The 19847-nt window shown below is 61.9% G+C and carries 17 protein-coding genes and 8 tRNA genes; 8 read left to right on the top strand and 17 right to left on the bottom strand.

The genetic code is table 11. The features are described from left to right. Nucleotides 1–54: 54 nt before the first annotated feature. Nucleotides 55–630 carry an elongation factor P gene (locus IFU00_07080; GenBank protein MBD8542041.1) on the bottom strand — a complete coding sequence of 192 codons (576 nt, stop codon included), beginning with the start codon at nt 628–630 and terminating at the stop codon, nt 55–57. Nucleotides 631–737: 107 nt separating this feature from the next. Then, nucleotides 738–1913: an elongation factor P maturation arginine rhamnosyltransferase EarP gene (earP, locus tag IFU00_07075; GenBank protein MBD8542040.1), complete on the bottom strand. Its 1176-nt coding sequence runs from the start codon at nt 1911–1913 to the stop codon at nt 738–740. A 364-nt stretch (nt 1914–2277) separates the two neighbouring features. On the opposite strand from earP, the gene IFU00_07070 reads away from it, so the two are divergent. From IFU00_07070 to IFU00_07060, 3 genes are all read left to right on the top strand, one after another. After that, nucleotides 2278–3168: a hypothetical protein gene (locus IFU00_07070; GenBank protein MBD8542039.1), complete on the top strand. Its 891-nt coding sequence runs from the start codon at nt 2278–2280 to the stop codon at nt 3166–3168. Nucleotides 3169–3253: 85 nt separating this feature from the next. Then, nucleotides 3254–3511 (top strand): hypothetical protein, encoded by a 258-nt coding sequence (locus tag IFU00_07065; protein MBD8542038.1) that lies wholly within the window; start codon nt 3254–3256, stop codon nt 3509–3511. A 24-nt stretch (nt 3512–3535) separates the two neighbouring features. Then, nucleotides 3536–5470 carry a S8 family serine peptidase gene (locus tag IFU00_07060; protein ID MBD8542037.1) on the top strand — a complete coding sequence of 645 codons (1935 nt, stop codon included), beginning with the start codon at nt 3536–3538 and terminating at the stop codon, nt 5468–5470. 80 nt (nt 5471–5550) lie between these two features. On the opposite strand, the gene IFU00_07055 is transcribed toward IFU00_07060, so the two are convergent. From IFU00_07055 to apbC, 10 genes are all read right to left on the bottom strand, one after another. After that, nucleotides 5551–5626 (bottom strand) — tRNA-Glu (locus tag IFU00_07055). A 218-nt stretch (nt 5627–5844) separates the two neighbouring features. Next, nucleotides 5845–5920: transfer RNA gene (locus IFU00_07050), tRNA-Glu, on the bottom strand. A gap of 218 nt (nt 5921–6138) precedes the next feature. Continuing rightward, a tRNA-Glu gene (locus tag IFU00_07045) sits at nt 6139–6214 on the bottom strand. Between the two features lie 218 nt (nt 6215–6432). Continuing rightward, nucleotides 6433–6508, bottom strand: a tRNA-Glu gene (locus IFU00_07040). Nucleotides 6509–6601: 93 nt separating this feature from the next. Beyond that, nucleotides 6602–6677, bottom strand: a tRNA-Glu gene (locus tag IFU00_07035). 75 nt (nt 6678–6752) lie between these two features. Further along, nucleotides 6753–6828 (bottom strand) — tRNA-Ala (locus IFU00_07030). Between the two features lie 92 nt (nt 6829–6920). After that, a tRNA-Glu gene (locus tag IFU00_07025) sits at nt 6921–6996 on the bottom strand. Between the two features lie 90 nt (nt 6997–7086). Continuing rightward, nucleotides 7087–7162: transfer RNA gene (locus tag IFU00_07020), tRNA-Ala, on the bottom strand. A 91-nt stretch (nt 7163–7253) separates the two neighbouring features. Further along, entirely contained in the window at nt 7254–8645 is a 1392-nt protein-coding gene (locus IFU00_07015; protein MBD8542036.1) for a glutamate--tRNA ligase, read from the bottom strand. A gap of 259 nt (nt 8646–8904) precedes the next feature. After that, on the bottom strand, nt 8905–9993 hold the full coding sequence (gene apbC, locus IFU00_07010) for an iron-sulfur cluster carrier protein ApbC (GenBank protein ID MBD8542035.1): 1089 nt from the start codon (nt 9991–9993) through the stop codon (nt 8905–8907). Nucleotides 9994–10154: 161 nt separating this feature from the next. Between apbC and metG the strand changes: the two genes are divergently transcribed. The 5 genes from metG (at nt 10155) to IFU00_06985 (ending at nt 15872) form a co-directional block, all read left to right on the top strand. After that, nucleotides 10155–12326: a methionine--tRNA ligase gene (gene metG, locus IFU00_07005; protein MBD8542034.1), complete on the top strand. Its 2172-nt coding sequence runs from the start codon at nt 10155–10157 to the stop codon at nt 12324–12326. Nucleotides 12327–12491: 165 nt separating this feature from the next. Next, nucleotides 12492–13808, top strand: a complete 1317-nt coding sequence (locus IFU00_07000) for a hypothetical protein (protein ID MBD8542033.1) — start codon at nt 12492–12494, stop codon at nt 13806–13808. A gap of 103 nt (nt 13809–13911) precedes the next feature. Next, nucleotides 13912–14121, top strand: coding sequence for a DUF3460 family protein (locus IFU00_06995; protein ID MBD8542032.1), 210 nt, complete (start codon nt 13912–13914; stop codon nt 14119–14121). Nucleotides 14122–14135: 14 nt separating this feature from the next. Then, entirely contained in the window at nt 14136–15005 is an 870-nt protein-coding gene (locus IFU00_06990; protein MBD8542031.1) for a segregation/condensation protein A, read from the top strand. Nucleotides 15006–15032: 27 nt separating this feature from the next. Beyond that, nucleotides 15033–15872, top strand: coding sequence for a pantoate--beta-alanine ligase (locus tag IFU00_06985; GenBank protein ID MBD8542030.1), 840 nt, complete (start codon nt 15033–15035; stop codon nt 15870–15872). A gap of 23 nt (nt 15873–15895) precedes the next feature. Here the strand turns inward: IFU00_06985 and IFU00_06980 are convergent, their stop codons facing one another. The 5 genes from IFU00_06980 to IFU00_06960 all read right to left on the bottom strand — a co-directional run bounded on the left by IFU00_06980 (nt 15896) and on the right by IFU00_06960 (nt 19833). Further along, entirely contained in the window at nt 15896–16282 is a 387-nt protein-coding gene (locus IFU00_06980) for a response regulator (GenBank protein ID MBD8542029.1), read from the bottom strand. Between the two features lie 59 nt (nt 16283–16341). Beyond that, complete coding sequence (locus tag IFU00_06975) at nt 16342–17556, bottom strand: HDOD domain-containing protein (protein MBD8542028.1); 1215 nt, start codon at nt 17554–17556, stop codon at nt 16342–16344. 32 nt (nt 17557–17588) lie between these two features. Then, nucleotides 17589–18239, bottom strand: a complete 651-nt coding sequence (locus tag IFU00_06970; protein ID MBD8542027.1) for a protein phosphatase CheZ — start codon at nt 18237–18239, stop codon at nt 17589–17591. 1 nt (nt 18240) lies between these two features. Further along, nucleotides 18241–18639: a chemotaxis response regulator CheY gene (cheY, locus tag IFU00_06965; protein ID MBD8542026.1), complete on the bottom strand. Its 399-nt coding sequence runs from the start codon at nt 18637–18639 to the stop codon at nt 18241–18243. Between the two features lie 129 nt (nt 18640–18768). Next, nucleotides 18769–19833 carry a chemotaxis response regulator protein-glutamate methylesterase gene (locus IFU00_06960; GenBank protein ID MBD8542025.1) on the bottom strand — a complete coding sequence of 355 codons (1065 nt, stop codon included), beginning with the start codon at nt 19831–19833 and terminating at the stop codon, nt 18769–18771. Between the last annotated feature and the right edge of the window lie 14 nt (nt 19834–19847).

The raw sequence follows: 19847 nt of genomic DNA, 5'->3' as shown, positions 1-19847 counted from the left end.
GGGACATAAAAAAAACGCTGCCGAGGCAGCGTTTTTTTATGGAGAAACTCGTGCTTAGTTACGCACGACTTTCTTGTACTCGTTGGTACGGGTGTCGATTTCGATCATGTCGTCGCCGCTGACGAACAACGGCACCATCACGGTGTGCTGCTTGCCTTCGATGGCGTTTTCGATCTTGGCTTCTTTCAGGACGTTGCCCGACGTGTTGCCCTTGACTGCTGGCTCCGAGTACACGATCTGGCGTGCGATCGTGGTTGGCAGTTCGACCGAGATGGCCTTGCCGTCATAGAACACGGCTTCGCATTCCATACCGTCTTTCAGGTAGTGCAGCGCGTCGCCCAGGTTCTCTTCTTCGATTTCGAACTGTTCGTAATCGGCGTCCATGAAGACATACAGCGGATCGGCGAAGTACGAGTAGGTCACTGGCTTCTTGTCCAGCACGACGACGTCGAACTTGTCATCGCCACGGAACACGTTTTCCAGCGGTGCATTGGTCAGAAGATTCTTCATCTTCCACTTGTAGGTGAAGCCCGTGCGGCTCGAGCCGTTAACGTCGGAACGCAGCACGATGAACGGCTTTTCATCAACCATGATGATGTTGCCAACACGAATTTCTTTTGCGGGTTTCATAGATATTTTACGTAAAAAGATAGTTGCATTAAATCATCGCCGGCTGGTGGGCCGTAGGCCCCGGACCTGCGTTTGATCGTCGGAATCCGTTAGAAACTAACCGGGCATTATACGCTGTTTTCCTGGGCAAACCGCAGATCGCGCACGAAATCGAGCAGTTGCGTGACCAGATCGCCCTGCGCGAGCACGGTCTGGCGCCATGCATCGGCCTGCGCTGCGATGTCGGGCAACGTGGCGTCGAGGGCATTCCAGGCGGCCCGGTGATCATCCATCGGCTGCGCACCGTTCCAGCCAAGCATGTACGCCGTCAGTGCCGGCGCCCCTCGCGCGTACAACGACAGGAACGCGCGCAGCTTCTTGTGGTGCAGATTCTCGTCCTGCGGATAAATGTGCCAGACGAACGGGCGACCGGCCCATTGCGCCCGTACCCACGAATCTTCGCCACGCACGAAATTGACGTCGCAGGCCCAGAGTAACAGGTCGTAATCGGCCTGGGGCAGGAATGGCAGCACGCGTACCGTCAGTTGGCCATGGCGCGCGCTCGCGCCGGCCACTGGCGCGGTACCCAGGAAGGCGCTGACCTGCGCGGACGCGACGCCTTCCGGCACCAGGCACAGCGTGGGGGTGGCGCCGCCCCGCCAGGTGTCAAACAGTGCCGCGACCGGTGCATCCGGATAGCAGAACAGCGACACCTTGCGCCCTGCTGCCTCGGCCGCGGTCACGCCAAACCGGGCCAGGAAATCGGTCACCGCAGCGCCATCCTGCTGGAATGCACGACGGCGCGCGTCCAGTCCCGCTTCGTACAGCAGCCCGCCGGTACGCGCATTAAAGCCCGGGAAATAGAAATGCTTGGTCAGCCGCAGGCGGGGATGCATCGATGGCAGGCGGTGGCAGCCCTCGACCCAGTCCTCGGCCGTCAAGCCCTCGTAGTTCAGCCATACGGGGCGCGGCGTGCGGGCGGCCATGGCCCGTTGATAGTCGGGCGGCAGCTCACAACCGAAGAACTCGATGACGACGTCGGGGATGTCACGGGCGTCGAACTGGCCATCCTGATCCTGCCAGTGACGCACTGTGACGCCTTGTATCGCTTGCTGCGTTCCCACCGGATCCACCTCGGGGCAGATGCGCCGGAAACTGACCAAGTCGTCGACCCACAGCGTGACCGCCAGCGCATGCTCGTGGCACAGCTGGCGCGCCAGGCGCCAGCAAATGCCGATGTCCCCATAGTTATCGATGACCTTGCAGAAAATCGCCAGTGACGGCGCGGAGGAAGACAGGGACATGGATGCGGGCGGTGCTTTGACGCGCGGAGACGAGGGTCGTCATTCTAACCCGGATTTACGTGGTGATTTTTCTCAAGCACCAGTGCGCATCGCGAAGAAAGTTGGCGCTTTCTGACGCGCGTCTGCGCTACCGCAAAGCGCGATTTTAACGTTGCCCACATCGCCATAAGACCAAAACTTCATTGCCAGGCACCGGTCGAACGCCTACCTGCAGGAAAAGCAGCCTCGAAAGGCCGCCATCCTGCCCTTCCCTCGCGCCACCGGTCACGCCGCGGCGCGAATTATATGAACACGGTCGTTTGTGGCAGGCCCTTGCTGTTTCAAGCCAGCCTCAGCGCGACCGATCAACCGGAGGCTTAGCACCATGAACGAATTTCAACAACCATTTGGTCAACCACAGTTTGCACCACAAGGCCTGGGCAGCATGTTCGGCGGCGCACTAGGCGGCGCCGTTGGCCGCGGCATCGGGGGCTGGTTTGGCAATAGTGGCGCGGGCGGGCGCATCGGCGAAATGGCCGGCAACTTCCTCGGTCACCTGTCGCCATTCTCGGTCGATCCCGCCGCTGCCATGGGTGCGCAGCAGCAGATCGATCCGCAACAGCTGCAGCAACTCCAGCAGATGCAACAGCTGCAGCAACTGCAACAACTTCAGCAGCAACAGCAGATGCAGCAGCTGCAAGGGCAGTTGACCCCGCAGGGCGGTTTCTTCGGCAATCTGATCAGCACGATCGGCAAGCCTGCCGGCGCCCTGGTCGGCAACCTGACCGGCAACCGCCACCTCGGCAACATGATCAGCGACTATTCCGGCTATGCCCGGCTATTGCCGCTCGGCGCCGACCCGCAAGGGCAGCAGCAGGTCCAGCAGCAACACCCGATGGTCCAGCTACAGCAGTTGCAGGCCCAGCAGCAGCAATTGCAACAACTGCTGCAGCAGGTCCAGCAACAGGCCGTCATGCTGCAACAGCAAATCGTGCAGCAAGGCGGTCAACTGGCGCCGCAGGGTTGGCTCAGCAATGCGATCACCCAGTATGCACGGCCGGTCGGCGGCTTCATCGGCGAGCAACTGGGCAACCAGGGCCTGGGCGCCGCGATCGGCGGCGTGGCGGCGCAGCTTGGCCGTTATATACCCGCATCCGTTGATCCGTATGGGCAGCAGTTCGGCAACCAGCTCGGGGGACAACTCGGTGGCCAGTTCACCGGTCAGCAAGCGCAGTACGGCCAGTCTGGCCAGTTCGGCCAGCAAACCGTGCACTAAACCATGAGCCACACCACACCATGACATATAGCCAGGTTATTGCAGGCAACTGCCTGCAGTGATCTGGCGCCGAGGAGTCCCCGCCATGCCGGCTTCCCTGCCCCCTGCTTGTCCCGGCCGCTACATCGTGCGCGCTGCGAGCGACGACAACGAACTCGTCCGGTTCCTGGCGATCCTGAGCGCCGAACCCGGCGTGCAGGTTGTCGACCTGATCGGTCCGTCGTCCGGCCCGCCACACACGGCAGTCGTCGAAACCGACGCGCCCACCGCCGAGCGGCTGCGGCAGCAGACTCTTGACCAGTTAACGATCGAACCCGACGAACCCCTCTCACTGTCCGACTGAGCGGCGCCGGGCAAAGGACACACTATGGCCAAACAAGCAAAAGGCGGTGCTGCCGATTCGCAGCAGACGCCCACCGAGTTGCATGACGGCGCAGGAGACGCCCGCGCCGATACCGGCAGCAGCCCCACCCCTGCGCACGGGCGCCCGGTCACCGAGCGCAAGAAAAAATACCTGGTGGCGCCGCGTGCCGTGCTCGGTGCATTTGGCACCAGCAGCTGGATGACGCCGCTGGGCCTGTCATCGGTGCAGCAAGCGCTCACCGCCATGCCTGATATCGACGTGGTCGACACCATCACGCCGCGCGCCGGGCTGACCACAGCCGGTTTCGGGCCATCGTCGATGGGCGACGGCGCCGAGGGCGTTGTCGTCGCGCGCATGACCGATCAAAAAGCCGGCGAACTGCTGCAGCGCGGCCAGGGCCAGTTGCTCGTCGAACGCGACCAGCACCTCGCACTGCTCGACCCCATGCTGCGCCGCCCCGACCTGGTCAGCTCGCTCACGCCCTACCAGGGCCCGCAGTGCGAACTCTTGCTGGCGGTCGTGGGCACTGACGGTGGGCCGCTGCCCGAGGTCGAGGTCTCGCTGTTCGGTGGCGTGCTGCCCAGCACTGCCGTCACCGGCGCCGACGGCGTGGCGCACCTGCGCCTGTATGGCGACGATCCCCACACGATCAGCGGCCTGTATGTAAAACCACGCGCCGATTACTGGAGCTTCTACCAGCGCGATCCCGACCTGAGCCTGCAAGAGGCCAACGTCGTCATGCTGCGCCCCCTGGCCGAATGGCCGGCGCTGCGCGGCCTGCCGCAGCAAAATGCCATGGGCTGGGGGGCGCGTGCCATGCGCCTCGACCAGGTGCCCCAGCATTATCGCGGGCGTGGCATCAAGGTGGCCGTCATCGATTCCGGTGCCGCTACCACGCATGGCAATCTGAACGAGATCCACGAAGGCTTCGACGTCATCAACAAGCGCACCGACCGCAGCACCTGGAATGTCGACACGCTCGGCCATGGCTCGCACTGCACCGGCGTGATTGCCGCCACCGATCCCGCATGGGGTATCCGCGGCTTCGCCCCCGAGGCCGAAATTCACGTCTGCAAGCTGTTCCCCGGTGGCCAGGTGAGTCAGCTGATCGACGCCCTCGAATACTGCATCGAGCAAGGCATCGACATCGTCAACATGAGCCTGGGCGGCTCGGCGCCCTCCGAAGCACTCGAGCGCCAGATCGTGCGCGCCAAACAGGCCGGGGTGGCCTGCATTGCCGCCGCCGGCAACTCCGCCGCTGCCGTGCAATATCCGGCGTCATCGTCACATGTGCTGGCCGTCGCGGCCATCGGCAAGATCGGTGAGTTCCCGTCCGACAGCTACCATGCGGAAACCATCGGCGCCGACATCGACGTGTATGGCTACTTCACGGCGCGCTTCAGCTGCTTCGGGCCACAGGTCGATGTGTGCGCGCCCGGTGTGGCCGTCGTGTCGTCGGTGCCACCAAATAATTTCGCCGCATGGGACGGGACATCGATGGCGGCGCCACATGTGTCGGGCCTGGCTGCGCTCGTTCTGGCACACAGGCCCGAATTCGGGTCGATGCTGCAGGCCCGCTCGCCGGAACGGGTTGAACGGCTATTCCACGTTCTACGGATGAGCGCGCGCCCTGTCACGCTGAATGATCCCAACCACATCGGCTATGGTTTGCCCGATGCGCTGGTGGCGCTGGGCTTGCCTACGGCGCAGCAAACGATGCCCTGGCAGAGCACGGCAGCAGGGTTTGGTGCGCCGGTTGGCATGCATGGCATGGCAACCCATGACGGTGGATGGCTCAGCGCGGTGGGGGTCAGCATGCAGCATCAGGGCATGCAACATCAGGGTATGCAACAGCAGGGTATGCAACAGCAGGGCATGCCGAATCAAGGACCGACGCTGCCATATCCGTTCGGCACGCTGCGGGTGTCAGGTTGGTGAAGTACGAAGCGCCGCGCGAGCCTGTCGCAGACGAAAAAAAACCGGAGCCCCACTGTCGTGGCCGGCTCCGGCTTTCTGTCTGGCGTCCCCACGGGGATTCGAACCCCGGTACTCACCGTGAAAGGGTGATGTCCTAGGCCTCTAGACGATGGGGACCTAAAACTGGTGCTGCATATTACCGACTGCGTGTTGCCCGATGCCGCTGACTGCAACGCAAAACATCACAAGACTGTGGCAACCTTCGCAAGCCATCACAATAACGATCCTGCGATCCTACTTTACAACCAAATCATTGCGCACACAAATGTAGTGCCACAATAGAAAAACCGGAGCACCTCTCCGCGCAAGCGCGTTGGTCTACCCCGGTTTTAAACTGGCGTCCCCACGGGGATTCGAACCCCGGTACTCACCGTGAAAGGGTGATGTCCTAGGCCTCTAGACGATGGGGACCTAAAACTGGTGCTGCATATTACCGACTGCGTGTTGCCCGATGCCGCTGACTGCAACGCAAAACATCACAAGACTGTGGCAACCTTCGCAAGCCATCACAATAACGATCCTGCGATCCTACTTTACAACCAAATCATTGCGCACACAAATGTAGTGCCACAATAGAAAAACCGGAGCACCTCTCCGCGCAAGCGCGTTGGTCTACCCCGGTTTTAAACTGGCGTCCCCACGGGGATTCGAACCCCGGTACTCACCGTGAAAGGGTGATGTCCTAGGCCTCTAGACGATGGGGACCTAAAACTGGTGCTGCATATTACCGACTGCGTGTTGCCCGATGCCGCTGACTGCAACGCAAAACATCACAAGACTGTGGCAACCTTCGCAAGCCATCACAATAACGATCCTGCGATCCTACTTTACAACCAAATCATTGCGCACACAAATGTAGTGCCACAATAGAAAAACCGGAGCACCTCTCCGCGCAAGCGCGTTGGTCTACCCCGGTTTTAAACTGGCGTCCCCACGGGGATTCGAACCCCGGTACTCACCGTGAAAGGGTGATGTCCTAGGCCTCTAGACGATGGGGACCTAAAACTGTTTTGCTCTAACGAGCGCGCTACAACTACATGATGCTGCTGACTTCCATGCGCCGCCGCTGGCGCGGCACATCTGCCAAATTCTTGGCGTCCCCACGGGGATTCGAACCCCGGTACTCACCGTGAAAGGGTGATGTCCTAGGCCTCTAGACGATGGGGACCCTGGACTTGCTGAAACTTTTACTGCGCTTGCTTTACTCGTACTGCGGTACTACTCAATGTCGTTTTCTTTTACGTGGTGGAGGTAAGCGGGATCGAACCGCTGACCTCTTGCATGCCATGCAAGCGCTCTCCCAGCTGAGCTATACCCCCCACGGGAAAACAACATTTTACTACACTGCACCTGCTTCGACCAGTAGCGCATGCTGCTTGCATACTGTGTCTTGTTATTCTAACCAGCAAGCTGGCGTCCCCACGGGGATTCGAACCCCGGTACTCACCGTGAAAGGGTGATGTCCTAGGCCTCTAGACGATGGGGACCATGAACAACCGATACTGCATTACTACATTGCTGCTGGCTACACAGCTTCACATTACAACCGAGGCAAAACCACTGCCACACTTCAGAGTTGGTGGAGGTAAGCGGGATCGAACCGCTGACCTCTTGCATGCCATGCAAGCGCTCTCCCAGCTGAGCTATACCCCCGCAGCGCTGAAGTGCGAGCATTATATAGGACACCCTTGCATTTCGCAAACAACGTTTTGAGACGTCGAAGCGGGGTGTCCAATGCGGGCTGTTACAACCCCTTCTGCACGCGCGCCAGCACGACGTCGCGGCCAAACAACTCGAGCACCACATCGATCGCCGGCGTCTGCAACTGGCCTGTCAGCAGCAGGCGCAGTGGCATGGCCAGTTGCGGCATCTTGAGGCTGTGGGCAGCCAATACTTCCTTGATCATCGCTGCCAGCGACGCCTTGTCCCACGCCACCGTGGCGCAGCGCTCGGCAAACAGCGCCAGCGCCCCGCGCACGGCTTCGGTCAGGTGCAGCGCCAGTTGCTCGGCGTCCGGCTGCGGATCGCGGTAGAACAGCATGGCAGCATCGGCCAGCTCGTTGATCGTGTTCGCGCGTTCCTTCATCAGGCCCAGCACGGTTGGCAGTGCCGGCGCGCCATCGAAGCGCGCACCGTCGCGCTTCAGCTTTGGCAGCGCCAGTGCGGCCAGGCGCTCATTGTCGGCTGCCTTGATATAGTGGTTGTTCAGCCAGTTCAGCTTTTCCGGATTGAACTGGGCCGCCGATGCGGTCAGGTGTTCCAGATTGAACCACTCGGTGAACTGCGCCATCGAAAATACTTCGTCGTCGCCGTGGCTCCAGCCCAGGCGCGCCAGGTAATTGAGCATCGCTTCAGGCAGATAGCCCTGCTCCGGATAATCCATGACGCTCACGGCGCCATGGCGCTTGGACAGCTTTGCGCCATCGGTGCCGAGAATCATCGGCAGGTGGCCATACAGCGGCAACTCGGCGCCGAGCGCGCGCAGGATGTTGATCTGGCGTGGCGTGTTGTTGACGTGATCGTCGCCGCGCAGCACGTGCGTGATCTTCATGTCCCAGTCGTCGACCGCGACGCAGAAGTTATAGGTCGGCGTGCCGTCCGGGCGCGCGATGACCAGGTCGTCGAGTTCCTTGTTACCGATCGTGATCGTGCCCTTGACCACGTCCGTCCAGGTCACGTCGCCATCGAGTGGATTCTTGAAACGCACCACCGGCTTGACGCCTTCCGGCACGGCCGGCAGGACCTTGCCGTCTTCCGGACGCCAGGTGCCGTCGTAGCGCGGCTTCTCGCCGGCTGCGCGCATGCGCTCGCGCATCGCTTCCACTTCGTCAGGCGACGAGTAGCACAGGTAGGCGGTGCCGGCGTCGAGCATGCCGGCGACCACTTCGCGGTAGCGGTCCATGCGCTGCATCTGGTAGAACGGGCCTTCGTCGTGCTCCAGTCCCAGCCACTTCATGCCGTCGAGGATGGCCTGCACGGCTTCGGGCGTCGAGCGTTCGAGGTCGGTGTCTTCGATGCGCAGGATGAAAGTGCCACCGAAGTGGCGGGCGTAGGCCCACGAATACAGCGCGGTGCGCGCGCCGCCAACGTGGAGATAGCCGGTCGGGCTGGGAGCAAAACGGGTGCGGACGGTCATGGCGGAAAGCAATCAGGTAAAAGGCGTATTCTACCCCGACGCCCGGCCGGCCAGCATGCATCCCCACGGTCCCTGGCCCAGTCTCTTCAACCGCGCACCACGGCGCGATGGGCCGAGCGGCCATGCCGGGCGCGCGCAGCGCCACCGGCCGCCTCCCTGCACGACACGGGCCTGCAAAATGAACAAAGCCCCTGTACAACAGCGTTGCGCAGGGGCTTTGTGAAACGGCTCCGGGCACCAGGCCCGGCCAGGCTTGAGATCAGTCGTTCCTGACGACGATGCTCGGGAACTTGCTGCTCATGTCCTTGGCCTTGTCGGCGATCTTGATCGCGACCTTGCGGGCGATCTGCTTGTAGACCGCAGCGACGGCGCCATCCGGATCGGCGACGACGGTCGGGCGACCGGCATCGGCCTGCTCGCGGATCGACATCGTCAACGGCAGCGCGCCGAGGAATTCGATGCCGAAATCGGCGCACATCTTCTCGCCACCGCCGTGACCGAAGATCGCTTCGGTATGACCGCAGTTGGTGCAGGTGTGGGTGCTCATGTTCTCGACCACGCCCAGGATCGGGATCCCGACTTTCTCGAACATCTTGAGGCCCTTGCGCGCGTCGAGCAAGGCGATGTCCTGCGGCGTGGTGACGATCACGGCGCCCGTGACCGGCACTTTCTGCGACAGCGTCAGCTGGATGTCGCCGGTGCCTGGCGGCATGTCGACGATCAGGTAATCGAGGTCGCGCCAGTTGGTCTGCTCGAGCAGCTGCTGCAGCGCGCCGCTGGCCATCGGGCCGCGCCACACCATCGGCTCATCCGGGTCGATCATGAAGCCGACCGACGACACCTGGATACCGTGGTTTTCCAGCGGCTCCATGCTCTTGCCGTCGTTGGTCAGCGGGCGACCGCTCACGCCCAGCATCATCGGCTGCGACGGACCATAGATGTCGGCATCCAGGATGCCGACACTGGCGCCTTCGGCGTGCAGCGCCAGGGCCAGGTTCACGGCCGTCGTCGATTTGCCGACGCCGCCCTTGCCCGAGGCAACAGCGATGATGTTCTTCACGTTCGGCATGACCTTCATGCCGCGCTGGACCGTGTGCGACACGATCTTGCTGTAGGCGCGGATGGCCACGCCTTCGACGCCTGGCAGGGCCAGCACGGCGCTGGCCGCCATCTGGCGCAGCATCTCGACCTGGCTGGCGGCCGGGTAGCCCAGTTCCAGTTCGAACGTGACCTGGCCATTGTCGATATTGATGTTCTTGATCGACTTGGTGGTGATGAAATCCTTGGTGGTATTGGGGTCGATAACGCTCGCCAATGCCGTCTTGATATCGCTTTCAGTGATGCTCATGGTGCTCTCCGGGTGTTCTCCGATTGATATTGGGGCGAAGTGTAGCGCAAAACGGCAGGGCAGCCAGCCTGTTGGTCGTAAACCACGGGGAATACCCCCTGCGCGCACAGGGCCATCCGCTGTTAAAATGCTTCTTTTCATATAACCGAAGCGTTTCAACCATGACCCGCAAGCTGTTCGTCACCACCGCACTGCCCTACGCCAATGCTGCCTTCCATATCGGCCACATGATGGAATACATCCAGGCCGACATCTGGGTCCGCTTCCAGCGAATGCAGCGCGAAGGCAATGCGCAGGGCGGCCAGAAACGCGAAGTGCATTTCGTCTGTGCCGACGATACGCACGGCACGCCGATCATGATCGCGGCCGAAAAAGAAAACATCACGCCGCAGGAATTCGTGGCCAAGATCGCCGCCGGCCGCGCGCAATATCTCGATGGCTTCCATATCGCCTTCGATAACTGGTATTCCACCGATTCGCCCGAAAACGTCGAACTCTCGCAAGGCATCTACCGCAAGCTGCGCGATGCCGGCCTGATCGTCACCAAGACCGTCGATCGCTTTTACGATCCGGTCAAGGGCATGTTCCTGGCCGACCGCAACATCAAGGGCGAGTGCCCGGTGTGCCATGCCAAGGACCAGTACGGCGACAACTGCGAAGTGTGCGGCGCTGCCTACCAGCCCACCGAACTGATCAACCCGTTCTCGGTCTTCACCGGCTCTACGCCCGTGCTGAAACCGTCGGAGCAGTACTTCTTCAAGCTGTCCGACCCGCGCTGCTTCGCGTTCCTCAAGGAGTGGCTCAACACCCCGGGCCGCCTGCAGCCTGAAATGGTCAACAAGGTGTCGGAGTGGCTGGGCGAAGCCGGCGAAAAGCTGGCCGACTGGGACATCTCGCGCGACGCGCCCTACTTCGGCATCCCGATTCCGGATGCACCGGGCAAGTTCTTCTATGTGTGGCTGGACGCGCCGGTCGGCTACCTGGCCAGCCTGAAAAACTACTTCGACAAGCAGGGTCTGGATGTCGAGGCGTTCCTGAACGACCCGGCTGCCGAGCAATTGCACTTCATCGGCAAAGACATTGTCTCGTTCCACCTGCTGTTCTGGCCGGCGATGCTGAATTTCTCGGGCCACCCGATCATCGACAACCTGAAGGTCGCCGTCCACGGCCACCTGACGGTGAACAATGAAAAAATGTCGAAGTCGCGCGGCACCGGCATCTCGCCACTGCGCTACCTCGAACTGGGCATGAACCCGGAGTGGCTGCGCTACTACCTGGCCTTCAAGCTCAACGCGAAGGTGGAAGACCTGGACTTCAATGGCGACGACTTCGTGGCCCGCGTCAACAGCGACCTGATCGGCAAGTACGTGAATATCGCCAGCCGCTGCGCCGGCTTCATCGCCAAGCGCTTCGACGGCAAACTGGCCGACAGCGTCTCGCCGCTGGGCCGCGACTGGATCTGCAAGGCACTGATGCATGACGGCGCCGAGCGCCAGGCATCGGTGGCCGCCAGCTTCGAGGCGCGCGAATACGGCCGTGCACTGCGCGAAATCATGGAGATTGCCGACGTCATCAACCAGTACGTCGACGAGCACAAGCCATGGATCCTGGCCAAGGACGAGACCAAAACGGCCGAACTGCACGATGTCTGCACGACCGCGCTGATCCTGTTCCGTCAACTGACCATCATGCTGCAACCGGTGCTGCCGCAAGTGGCCGCGCGCGTCGCCGAATTCCTGGGCGACGCTGAACTGAGCTGGGCCGACACCCATGGCGCCGCCGTCTACGAATCGATGCTCGGCCGCACCATCGGCACCTACACGCACCTGATGCAGCGCGTCGACGCCAAGATGGTCGAGAACCTGTTCGACAAGCCGGTCCCGGCGGCGGTTGCTCCGGCGATCGCTGCGCCGGCAGCCGCTGCGGCGATCGCCCCGGCGTCTACGCCAGTGACCGACGCGTCGGACGAAGGCGACATCGAAGCCCTGGCTCCGACCATCACGATCGACGATTTCACCAAGATCGACCTGCGCGTCGCGAAAATCGTCAATTGCGAACACGTCGAAGGTTCGACCAAATTGCTGCGCCTGACACTGGACGTCGGCGAAGGCCGTCACCGCAATGTGTTCTCGGGCATCAAGTCGGCATACCAGCCGGAAGACCTGATCGGCAAGCTGACAGTGCTGGTGGCCAACCTGGCCCCGCGCAAGATGAAGTTCGGCGTGTCCGAAGGCATGGTGCTGTGCGCATCAAGCGCTGACGAGAAAACCAATCCGGGTCTGTACCTGCTCGACCCGATGCCGGGCGCGACGCCAGGCATGCGCATCCGCTGATGCTTCACGACAGCGGCTGGTCTGGCGTGCCACGATGACGTGGCCGCCAGCCAGCCACTGGCCGGCCCCGGGGTGCGAATTCCGGGGCCAGTACCGGGTGTACAATGCCATGTTTAAACTATGACAAGACGCCCTACAAACTCTTTTGATAGGTAGCCAAGAACCATGACCGATTTGACTCCCCTGCGCCATATTCCGACCGCCAACGTGTTCCGCAAAGGCGACGTGTTCGTCCTGTTCGGTGAACTGTTCGGCCGCGGCTACGTGAATGGCCTGATCGACGAAGCGCGCGCTGCCGGCATGACGATCGTCGGCATCACCGTGGGCCGCCGCGACGAAACCGGCGCACTGCGCCCGCTGGACGCCGCCGAACTGGCCGAAGCCGAAGAAAAACTGGGCGGCCGCATCATCAATGTGCCGCTGATGGCCGGCTTCGACATGGATGCACCGGAGGGCGAAAAGAACCCGACCGAAATGCTGTCGGGTATCACGCTGAAAACCTGGCAAGAAGAAACGCTGGACTGGGCGCACATCGAGCGTTGCCGCGAAGCCGGCGTGCGCCGCTTCACGACCTCGGCCGCGCAAGTCATGCAGGAAGTCGACAAGCTGGTGCCACAGGGTGCGAACGTGTTCTTCGCCCATACCATGGCGGGCGGCATCCCGAAGATCAAGGCCTTCCTGGCCATTGCCAATCGCATCTACAAAGGCCGCGGCGAGCGTTTCATGTCGTCGCGTGCCCTGCTCGAGAGCGATCTGGGCAAGTTGATCCTGATGAACTTCGACGAAGTCTCGGCCAACACGCTCAAGTACCTGATCGATGCGTCGGCCACGATCCGCGACCGCGTGACCCAGGCTGGTGGCGAAGTGCGCTACACGGCGTATGGCTACCACGGCACCGAGATTCTGATCGGCGGCGAGTACCACTGGCAGACCTACACCAACTACACGCAGGGCTACGCCAAGATGCGCCTGGAGTCGGTGGCTGAAGCGGCGTGGAAGAACGGCATCACTGCCACGGTGTTCAACTGCCCGGAAATCCGCACGAATTCGTCGGACATCTTTGTCGGCGTGGAACTGTCGCTGTTCCCGTTGCTGGTCGCGCTCAAGCGCGAAGGCGGCGGCGCCTGGGCCGATGAGCAGTGGCGTATCTGCGAAGAATTGCTGGGCGAAGGCACGTCGCTGCAGCAATTGCTCGACACGATCGAGGGCTACAACAACGACGCCACCAGCGCCGAGTTCCGCAATTTCGAAGCCTGGCCGATGGACAACACGCCGGCCCTGGCCGATGTGATGATCGGCACCTCGGAAGCGATCACGGCCTTGCACAAGGACAAGAAAGCGCTGATCACCGATCACCTGTCGAGCCTGGTCCTGGAAGGCGCCGGTCCGCTGATGTTCCATGGCGCGTCGGAAAAGATCGCCCCGGTGCTGTGGCTGAATCACGACATCATCGCGCGCCAGCTGAACGCGCTGCACAAGTAAGCCTGACATCGTCATACTTGACGACACCTGGGGCGGGGCGCAAGATTCTGTCCCGCTCCAGGTGTCGTCAAGCCGCTGTTCCATTGCATCCACGAAGCCAATCATGATCTTCTCGAAAAAACACGTGAACTACGAATCCGAGCACACCAAGTTCATCTCGGAACTGAAGAAACAGCATCCAGAGATGGATGCCGGCCAAGTGGCCGGTCGCGCGCTGCTGTGGGACAAGTCCCCTGTCTCGCTCGACGAACAGGCGCGCACTGAAGAGTCGCGCCTGCGCCAGCAAGCTTATCCGTACCAGAACAAGGTCTGAGGACGGTCGCGCGCATGATGCCCGACGGGGCGGCTGACGGGCACGACGAGGTACACACTCAGGCTGTCCAGCCCGCCATGGAAACACCGCATCCTGCGCCGGTCGACGCCACCCTGGCACGCCTGTACGGCGAACCGCTCACGCGCTTGCCGAATGACCTGTACATCCCGCCCGATGCGCTTGAGATCTTTCTCGACGCATTTGAAGGCCCGCTCGATCTGCTGCTGTACCTGATCCGGCGGCAAAACTTCAATATCCTCGATATCCCGATGGCGCAGGTCACCCTGCAATACCTCGTCTATGTCGAGCAGATCCGCAAAAGCAATCTCGAGCTGGCCGCGGAATACCTGTTGATGGCGGCAATGCTGATCGAGATCAAGTCGCGCATGTTGCTGCCCAAGCGCCAGGATGAATTGATCGAAGATGCAGGCGACCCGCGCGCCGAACTTGTGCGTCGTCTGCTGGACTATGAACAGATCAAGACCGCCGCCGTCGCACTGGGCAACGTGCCGCAGGAAGGCCGCGACTTTGTCCGGCCCGAGCTGTTCGTCGAACAGGGCCTGGTCCAGCCGCTGCCCGATGTTGATCCATGGGATTTGCAGCGCGCCTGGCTCGATGTACTGCGCCGCGCCAAGCTGACCCAGCATCACCGGATCGGCCGCCAGGAACTATCGGTGCGCGAGCACATGTCGGCCATCCTGCGCACGCTGCAGTCACAGCGCTTCGTCGAGTTCGGCGACCTATTCGCGGGCCAGCACACGGTGCCGATTGTCGTGGTGCACTTCGTCGCGATGCTCGAACTTGCCAAAGAAACCCTGATTGAAATTACCCAGGCCGAACCGTTTGCACCGATCTACGTGCGACTGGCCTATTCGCCGGCATAACGCCGGCCTCTCCTGACCCGATCCATCATGAAAATCATCTCTTCCATCGACGAACTGCGCGACCAGCTCAGCGGCCAACTGCGCACGGCATTTGTGCCAACGATGGGCAATCTGCACGAAGGCCACCTGTCGCTGATGCGTCTGGCGCGCCGCCATGGCGATCCGGTCGTCGCGTCGATCTTCGTCAACCGCCTGCAATTCGGCCCCAACGAAGACTTCGACAAGTATCCGCGCACGTTCCATGAAGACGTGGCGAAGCTGGAAAAAGAAGGCGTCTACGTGCTGTTCGCCCCGACCGAGAAAGACCTGTACCCGGAGCCGCAAGAGTATCGGGTGCGCCCGCCTGACGGCTTGGGCAGCACGCTGGAAGGCGAGTTCCGTCCCGGCTTCTTCGAAGGTGTCTGCACGGTCGTTACCAAGCTGTTTTCGTGCGTGCAGCCGCGCGTGGCCGTGTTCGGCAAGAAGGATTATCAGCAGCTAATGATCGTGCGCAATATGGCGCGCCAGTTCGCCATGCCAACCCAGATCATCGGCGCCGAGACCTACCGCGCCGAAGATGGTCTGGCGCTGTCGTCGCGCAACGGTTATCTGTCGGAGACCGAGCGGGCCGAAGCGCCGACCCTGTACCAGAACCTGAATGCAGTGGCCGACAGCGTGCGTGGCGGCGAGCGCGATATCGCACAAGTCGAAGCGCGCGCGATGGCGGCGCTGGCCGAGCGTGGCTGGAAACCCGACTACATCTCGGTGCGCAAGCGCGGCGACCTGCAGGCGCCGGATGCGGCCGACCTGACGAATGGCGCGCCGTTGGTCGTGCTTGCCGCAGCCAAGCTGGGCAACACGCGCCTGATCGACAATCTGGAAATCTGATCGTTTGGGCCGCCCCGCGGGCCTCAGCCCGCCGGGCAGCCCTGGCGCACCAGCGCTGCCTTCAACTCCCGCTTGAACCCGGTGTAATCGACGGCTTTCTGCACATAGTCGTCGACACCCAGCGCCTGGGCGCGCTCACGGTCGGCTGCCAGACCGGACCCCGACACGATGATGACGGGCATCCCGGCCAGCGACTCGGTGCGCAGAAGCGCCAGCAGCTCGAACCCGTCGACCTGCGGCATCTTGATGTCGAGGAGCAGCAGATCGAAGCGCTGCTGGCGAAGCATCTCGTACGCCTGGGCGCCATCGCCTGCCACGACCAGTTCGTGGTCGAACGCGAATTCTTGCAGGGCAAGTCGCGTCAGCATGACATCAATGCCCAGATCGTCGACCAGGAGAATATTTTTCATCCTGCATGCTAGCAGAGCCGCCAAACGGACGCCGCCACGTATGCACAGGGGACGACAGACTAGCCGTCCAGCCCCACGCTCTGCGCCCACGCCAGCGCCGACAGATGCGCCTCATTGACGTCGGACGGACTCAGCCCCAGCGTCGCCGCCAGTGACGCCACCAGGTTCGAATTGAGCTCGCATGCTTCGGCCAGCGCCAGGTAGGGCCCGTAACTGCCTTCGCGCTTCGTCAATGCCTTGACCACTTCATCGGGCAACTGGATCGCATCGAGCACTTCCTGCATGGACAGGCCCAGCAGACGGTCGAGTAGCGAGAACATGCCGGCCACGAACAGGTGTTCACCGGCGCCCCGGCCCAGGGCTTTTTGCCCCAGCAATTCAGCCAGGCGGCCGCGCACGACAGCCGTTTCCATCAGCACCGGCGAATAGCCACTCGCACTGGCCGTGGCCAGCAGCAGCACCAGCCAGCGGTACAGCGGCGCGTAGCCGAGCAGCGAGATGGCCTGGCGCAGCGACTGCACTTCGCGGCCCGCGCCGAAGCCGGCGGTATTGATGTAACGCAGCAGCTTGTAGGTCAATGCCGGGTCGCGTTTGAGCACGCTTTCGAGCCGGGCCACGTCGTCATTGGCCTGCACCATCTGCATCAGTTGCAGGATGATTTGCTGGCTCGGGTTCATGCCCTTGACGGGATTGCCCGGTCGCGGGGTCAGGTGCAGCTTGCCGACAAAGGCATCGAGCCCGAGCGCGGCGCAGGCATCGAAATCGGCCCACGTGCCCACCGGCCGCCCGACCATGCGCAGCGAAGAATGCTTGGCGCTCGCATAGGTCCGGGCCTGGTCCGCCACGTTGACGCCGGTAAAGCGCACCTCGACGTATGAAGCGTACGGTGCCAGATTGCGCCCCAGCAGCGTGAGGTCGCAGCCGCGAATGGCCACGCCCACGCCACCGGCGCGCACGGCCTGCACGGCCGAGCGCACGTCGACGTCGGTCAACTGGCGGATATCGAAGGCGAGGACGGTGCGTTCCGGCGGCAGCGCATGCAGTGCATCGGTCGACAGCATGGCGGGGACGGCGTCCAGGAACAGGATCTTTTCACGCAGCAGCCAACCCTGGTCGACATGGTTGACGTGCTCGGCGACAAAGCCGACCAGGCCTTCAAGGTCGGGGCCGGTCGGGATACGGCCGTCGTGCTGTTGCCACGACAGCTCGTAACCGAGAACACGCTGCCGGGGATCAAGCAGCGGTTCACGGACAATGAAGTTGGTGCGATGCATGGAGGCGCCGTTTCAAATTGCTCGGCGCAAGCTCAAAACCCGAGACTGTCGAGCAGGTCGTCGACCTGCCCCTGGTTTGCCACGACTTCGGTACCCATCGGCTTGATTTGCGGACCGTTCATCAGGCCATTGTCCAGCTCGCGCTTGATCTCGCTTGGTGCGAAATCGATCAGGACCTGGACCAGTTGCTTTTCGAGGTTCTGGGCAATGCCCGTGATGCGACCGATGACCTGGCCCGTGAGATCCTGGAAATCCTGGGCCATCATGATGCTCATCAGTTCACTGCGGGTGGCAACCGCCCCGGCCCGCGACTCGTCCAGGCCAGCGATCGTGCGCTGCGCCAGCGCGCGCCATTGCGCATCCGTTGCCTCACCTGCAGGCGCGTCGAGCAGCGCCTGCCAACCTGCCTTGAGGTCGGTCGAACGTGCTTCGATGGCATCCTGCAGCGGGCCGGCCGCGTCGGTTGAGTCAAGCACCTTCTTGGCCGCCTGTTCGGACAACTGCGCCACGTAGTCGAGCCGGTCGCGCGCATCGGGGATGTCGCTTGCGGCCTTCTCGATCAACTTGTCGAGGCCCAGACCGCGCAGATTCTCGTGCAGCGCACGGGTCATGTGACCGACCCGGCTCAGCACCTCATCGTGCGTGGACGCGCCGGCAACAGGCGCGGTGTTCTGCTCAACCATTTCAGGCTCCGGCTTTGTCCAGTTTCTCGAAGATCTTGTTCAGCTTTTCGTCGAGCGTCGCTGCCGTGAATGGCTTGACGACATAGCCGCTGGCGCCTGCCTGTGCTGCCGCGATGATGTTTTCCTTCTTCGCTTCGGCAGTCACCATCAGCACCGGCAGCTTGGCCAGTGCCGGATCGGCACGAATATTCTGCAGCATCGTCAGGCCGTCCATGTTCGGCATGTTCCAGTCCGACACGACGAAGTCGAACGATTCACTGCGCAGTTTTGCCAGCGCCATGACGCCATCTTCTGCTTCGTCGACGTTGGCATAACCCAGTTCTTTCAACAGATTCCTGACAATGCGGCGCATCGTCGAGAAATCGTCAACAACCAGAAAACGCATCTTTGGATCAGCCATGAATTACTCCGTTTGAATCTACTAATTTGGTTTGTTGGGTAAGCTACTTTTACAGACGCAAGAATAGCATTTTTGTTGCTCTACGGCGATAAAATAGCCTACAAAGCATGGAAGGATGATGAATTCAGCTCAAACACGCAACGCCCGGCCGCCTTGGGCCGCCAGATGGTCGAGTACAAGGCGCGGTAAAGCCTGCAATGGACCGACCTCATGTGCCGCGCCAATGGCAATCGCTTCACGCGGCATACCGAACACCACACAGCTCGCTTCGTCCTGAGCGAAGTTGTGGGCGCCGGCTTCGCGCATCTCGAGCATGCCCGCCGCGCCGTCCTTGCCCATCCCGGTCAGGATAACACCAACGGCGTTTTTACCGGCCGCCTGCGCAGCGGAACGAAACAACACATCGACCGATGGACGGTGGCGATTCACGGGCGGACTCTGCTCGATGCGCGTCATGTAATTGGCACCGGAGCGCACCAGCAACAGGTGCGAGTGGCCGGGCGCGATATACGCGTGGCCAGGCAGCACCCGCTCGTTACCAGCCGACTCGACCACGCTGATCTTGCACAGCGAATCAAGGCGCTTGGCGAACGACGTGGTGAAGCCTTCCGGCATGTGCTGGGCAATCAGGATGCCCGGGCAATCGGACGGCATCTGCATCAAAAATTCGCGGATCGCTTCGGTACCGCCGGTCGAGGCGCCGATGATGATCAGTTTTTCAGAAGAAATGAGAGGACTCCTCAGCGCCGACAGTTGCGTGCTGGCCACCTGGGGCGTGCGGCTGCGCGGTGCGATGCGCGCACGCGCGGCGCCGCGAATCTTGTCAGCGATCATGTCGGCATACTCGCGCATGCCGCTCTGGATCGATATCTTGGGCTTGGTGACGAAGTCGACGGCGCCAAGCTCCAGCGCGCGCATCGTGATTTCCGAGCCGCGCTCGGTCAGCGACGAGACCATCAGCACCGGCATCGGGCGCAGGCGCATCAGTTTTTCGAGAAAGTCGAGGCCATCCATCTTGGGCATCTCGACGTCGAGCGTGAGCACGTCCGGATTGTGTTTCTTGATCAGCTCGCGCGCGACAAGGGGGTCGGGCGCCGTGGCCACCACTTCCATATCGGGTTGCGAATTGACGATCTCGCTCATCACGCTGCGGATCAATGCCGAGTCGTCGACGATCAGGACCTTGATTTTCATGGTGTCTCCGTGGT

It is taken from the genome of Oxalobacteraceae sp. CFBP 8761, from assembly GCA_014841595.1.
GTDB lineage: Bacteria > Pseudomonadota > Gammaproteobacteria > Burkholderiales > Burkholderiaceae_D > Telluria.
The sequence above is the reverse complement of the archived record's forward strand: the minus strand, read 5'-3'. Positions and strand labels throughout refer to the sequence as shown.

What these genes read in the sequence shown, in the direction of transcription:
- IFU00_07080 (MBD8542041.1), bottom strand. Translation starts at nt 630, where the DNA reads ATGAAACCCGCAAAAGAAATTCGTGTTGGCAACATCATCATGGTTGAT.
- earP (MBD8542040.1), bottom strand. Translation starts at nt 1,913, where the DNA reads ATGTCCCTGTCTTCCTCCGCGCCGTCACTGGCGATTTTCTGCAAGGTC.
- IFU00_07070 (MBD8542039.1), top strand. Translation starts at nt 2,278, where the DNA reads ATGAACGAATTTCAACAACCATTTGGTCAACCACAGTTTGCACCACAA.
- IFU00_07065 (MBD8542038.1), top strand. Translation starts at nt 3,254, where the DNA reads ATGCCGGCTTCCCTGCCCCCTGCTTGTCCCGGCCGCTACATCGTGCGC.
- IFU00_07060 (MBD8542037.1), top strand. Translation starts at nt 3,536, where the DNA reads ATGGCCAAACAAGCAAAAGGCGGTGCTGCCGATTCGCAGCAGACGCCC.
- IFU00_07015 (MBD8542036.1), bottom strand. Translation starts at nt 8,645, where the DNA reads ATGACCGTCCGCACCCGTTTTGCTCCCAGCCCGACCGGCTATCTCCAC.
- apbC (MBD8542035.1), bottom strand. Translation starts at nt 9,993, where the DNA reads ATGAGCATCACTGAAAGCGATATCAAGACGGCATTGGCGAGCGTTATC.
- metG (MBD8542034.1), top strand. Translation starts at nt 10,155, where the DNA reads ATGACCCGCAAGCTGTTCGTCACCACCGCACTGCCCTACGCCAATGCT.
- IFU00_07000 (MBD8542033.1), top strand. Translation starts at nt 12,492, where the DNA reads ATGACCGATTTGACTCCCCTGCGCCATATTCCGACCGCCAACGTGTTC.
- IFU00_06995 (MBD8542032.1), top strand. Translation starts at nt 13,912, where the DNA reads ATGATCTTCTCGAAAAAACACGTGAACTACGAATCCGAGCACACCAAG.
- IFU00_06990 (MBD8542031.1), top strand. Translation starts at nt 14,136, where the DNA reads ATGATGCCCGACGGGGCGGCTGACGGGCACGACGAGGTACACACTCAG.
- IFU00_06985 (MBD8542030.1), top strand. Translation starts at nt 15,033, where the DNA reads ATGAAAATCATCTCTTCCATCGACGAACTGCGCGACCAGCTCAGCGGC.
- IFU00_06980 (MBD8542029.1), bottom strand. Translation starts at nt 16,282, where the DNA reads ATGAAAAATATTCTCCTGGTCGACGATCTGGGCATTGATGTCATGCTG.
- IFU00_06975 (MBD8542028.1), bottom strand. Translation starts at nt 17,556, where the DNA reads ATGCATCGCACCAACTTCATTGTCCGTGAACCGCTGCTTGATCCCCGG.
- IFU00_06970 (MBD8542027.1), bottom strand. Translation starts at nt 18,239, where the DNA reads ATGGTTGAGCAGAACACCGCGCCTGTTGCCGGCGCGTCCACGCACGAT.
- cheY (MBD8542026.1), bottom strand. Translation starts at nt 18,639, where the DNA reads ATGGCTGATCCAAAGATGCGTTTTCTGGTTGTTGACGATTTCTCGACG.
- IFU00_06960 (MBD8542025.1), bottom strand. Translation starts at nt 19,833, where the DNA reads ATGAAAATCAAGGTCCTGATCGTCGACGACTCGGCATTGATCCGCAGC.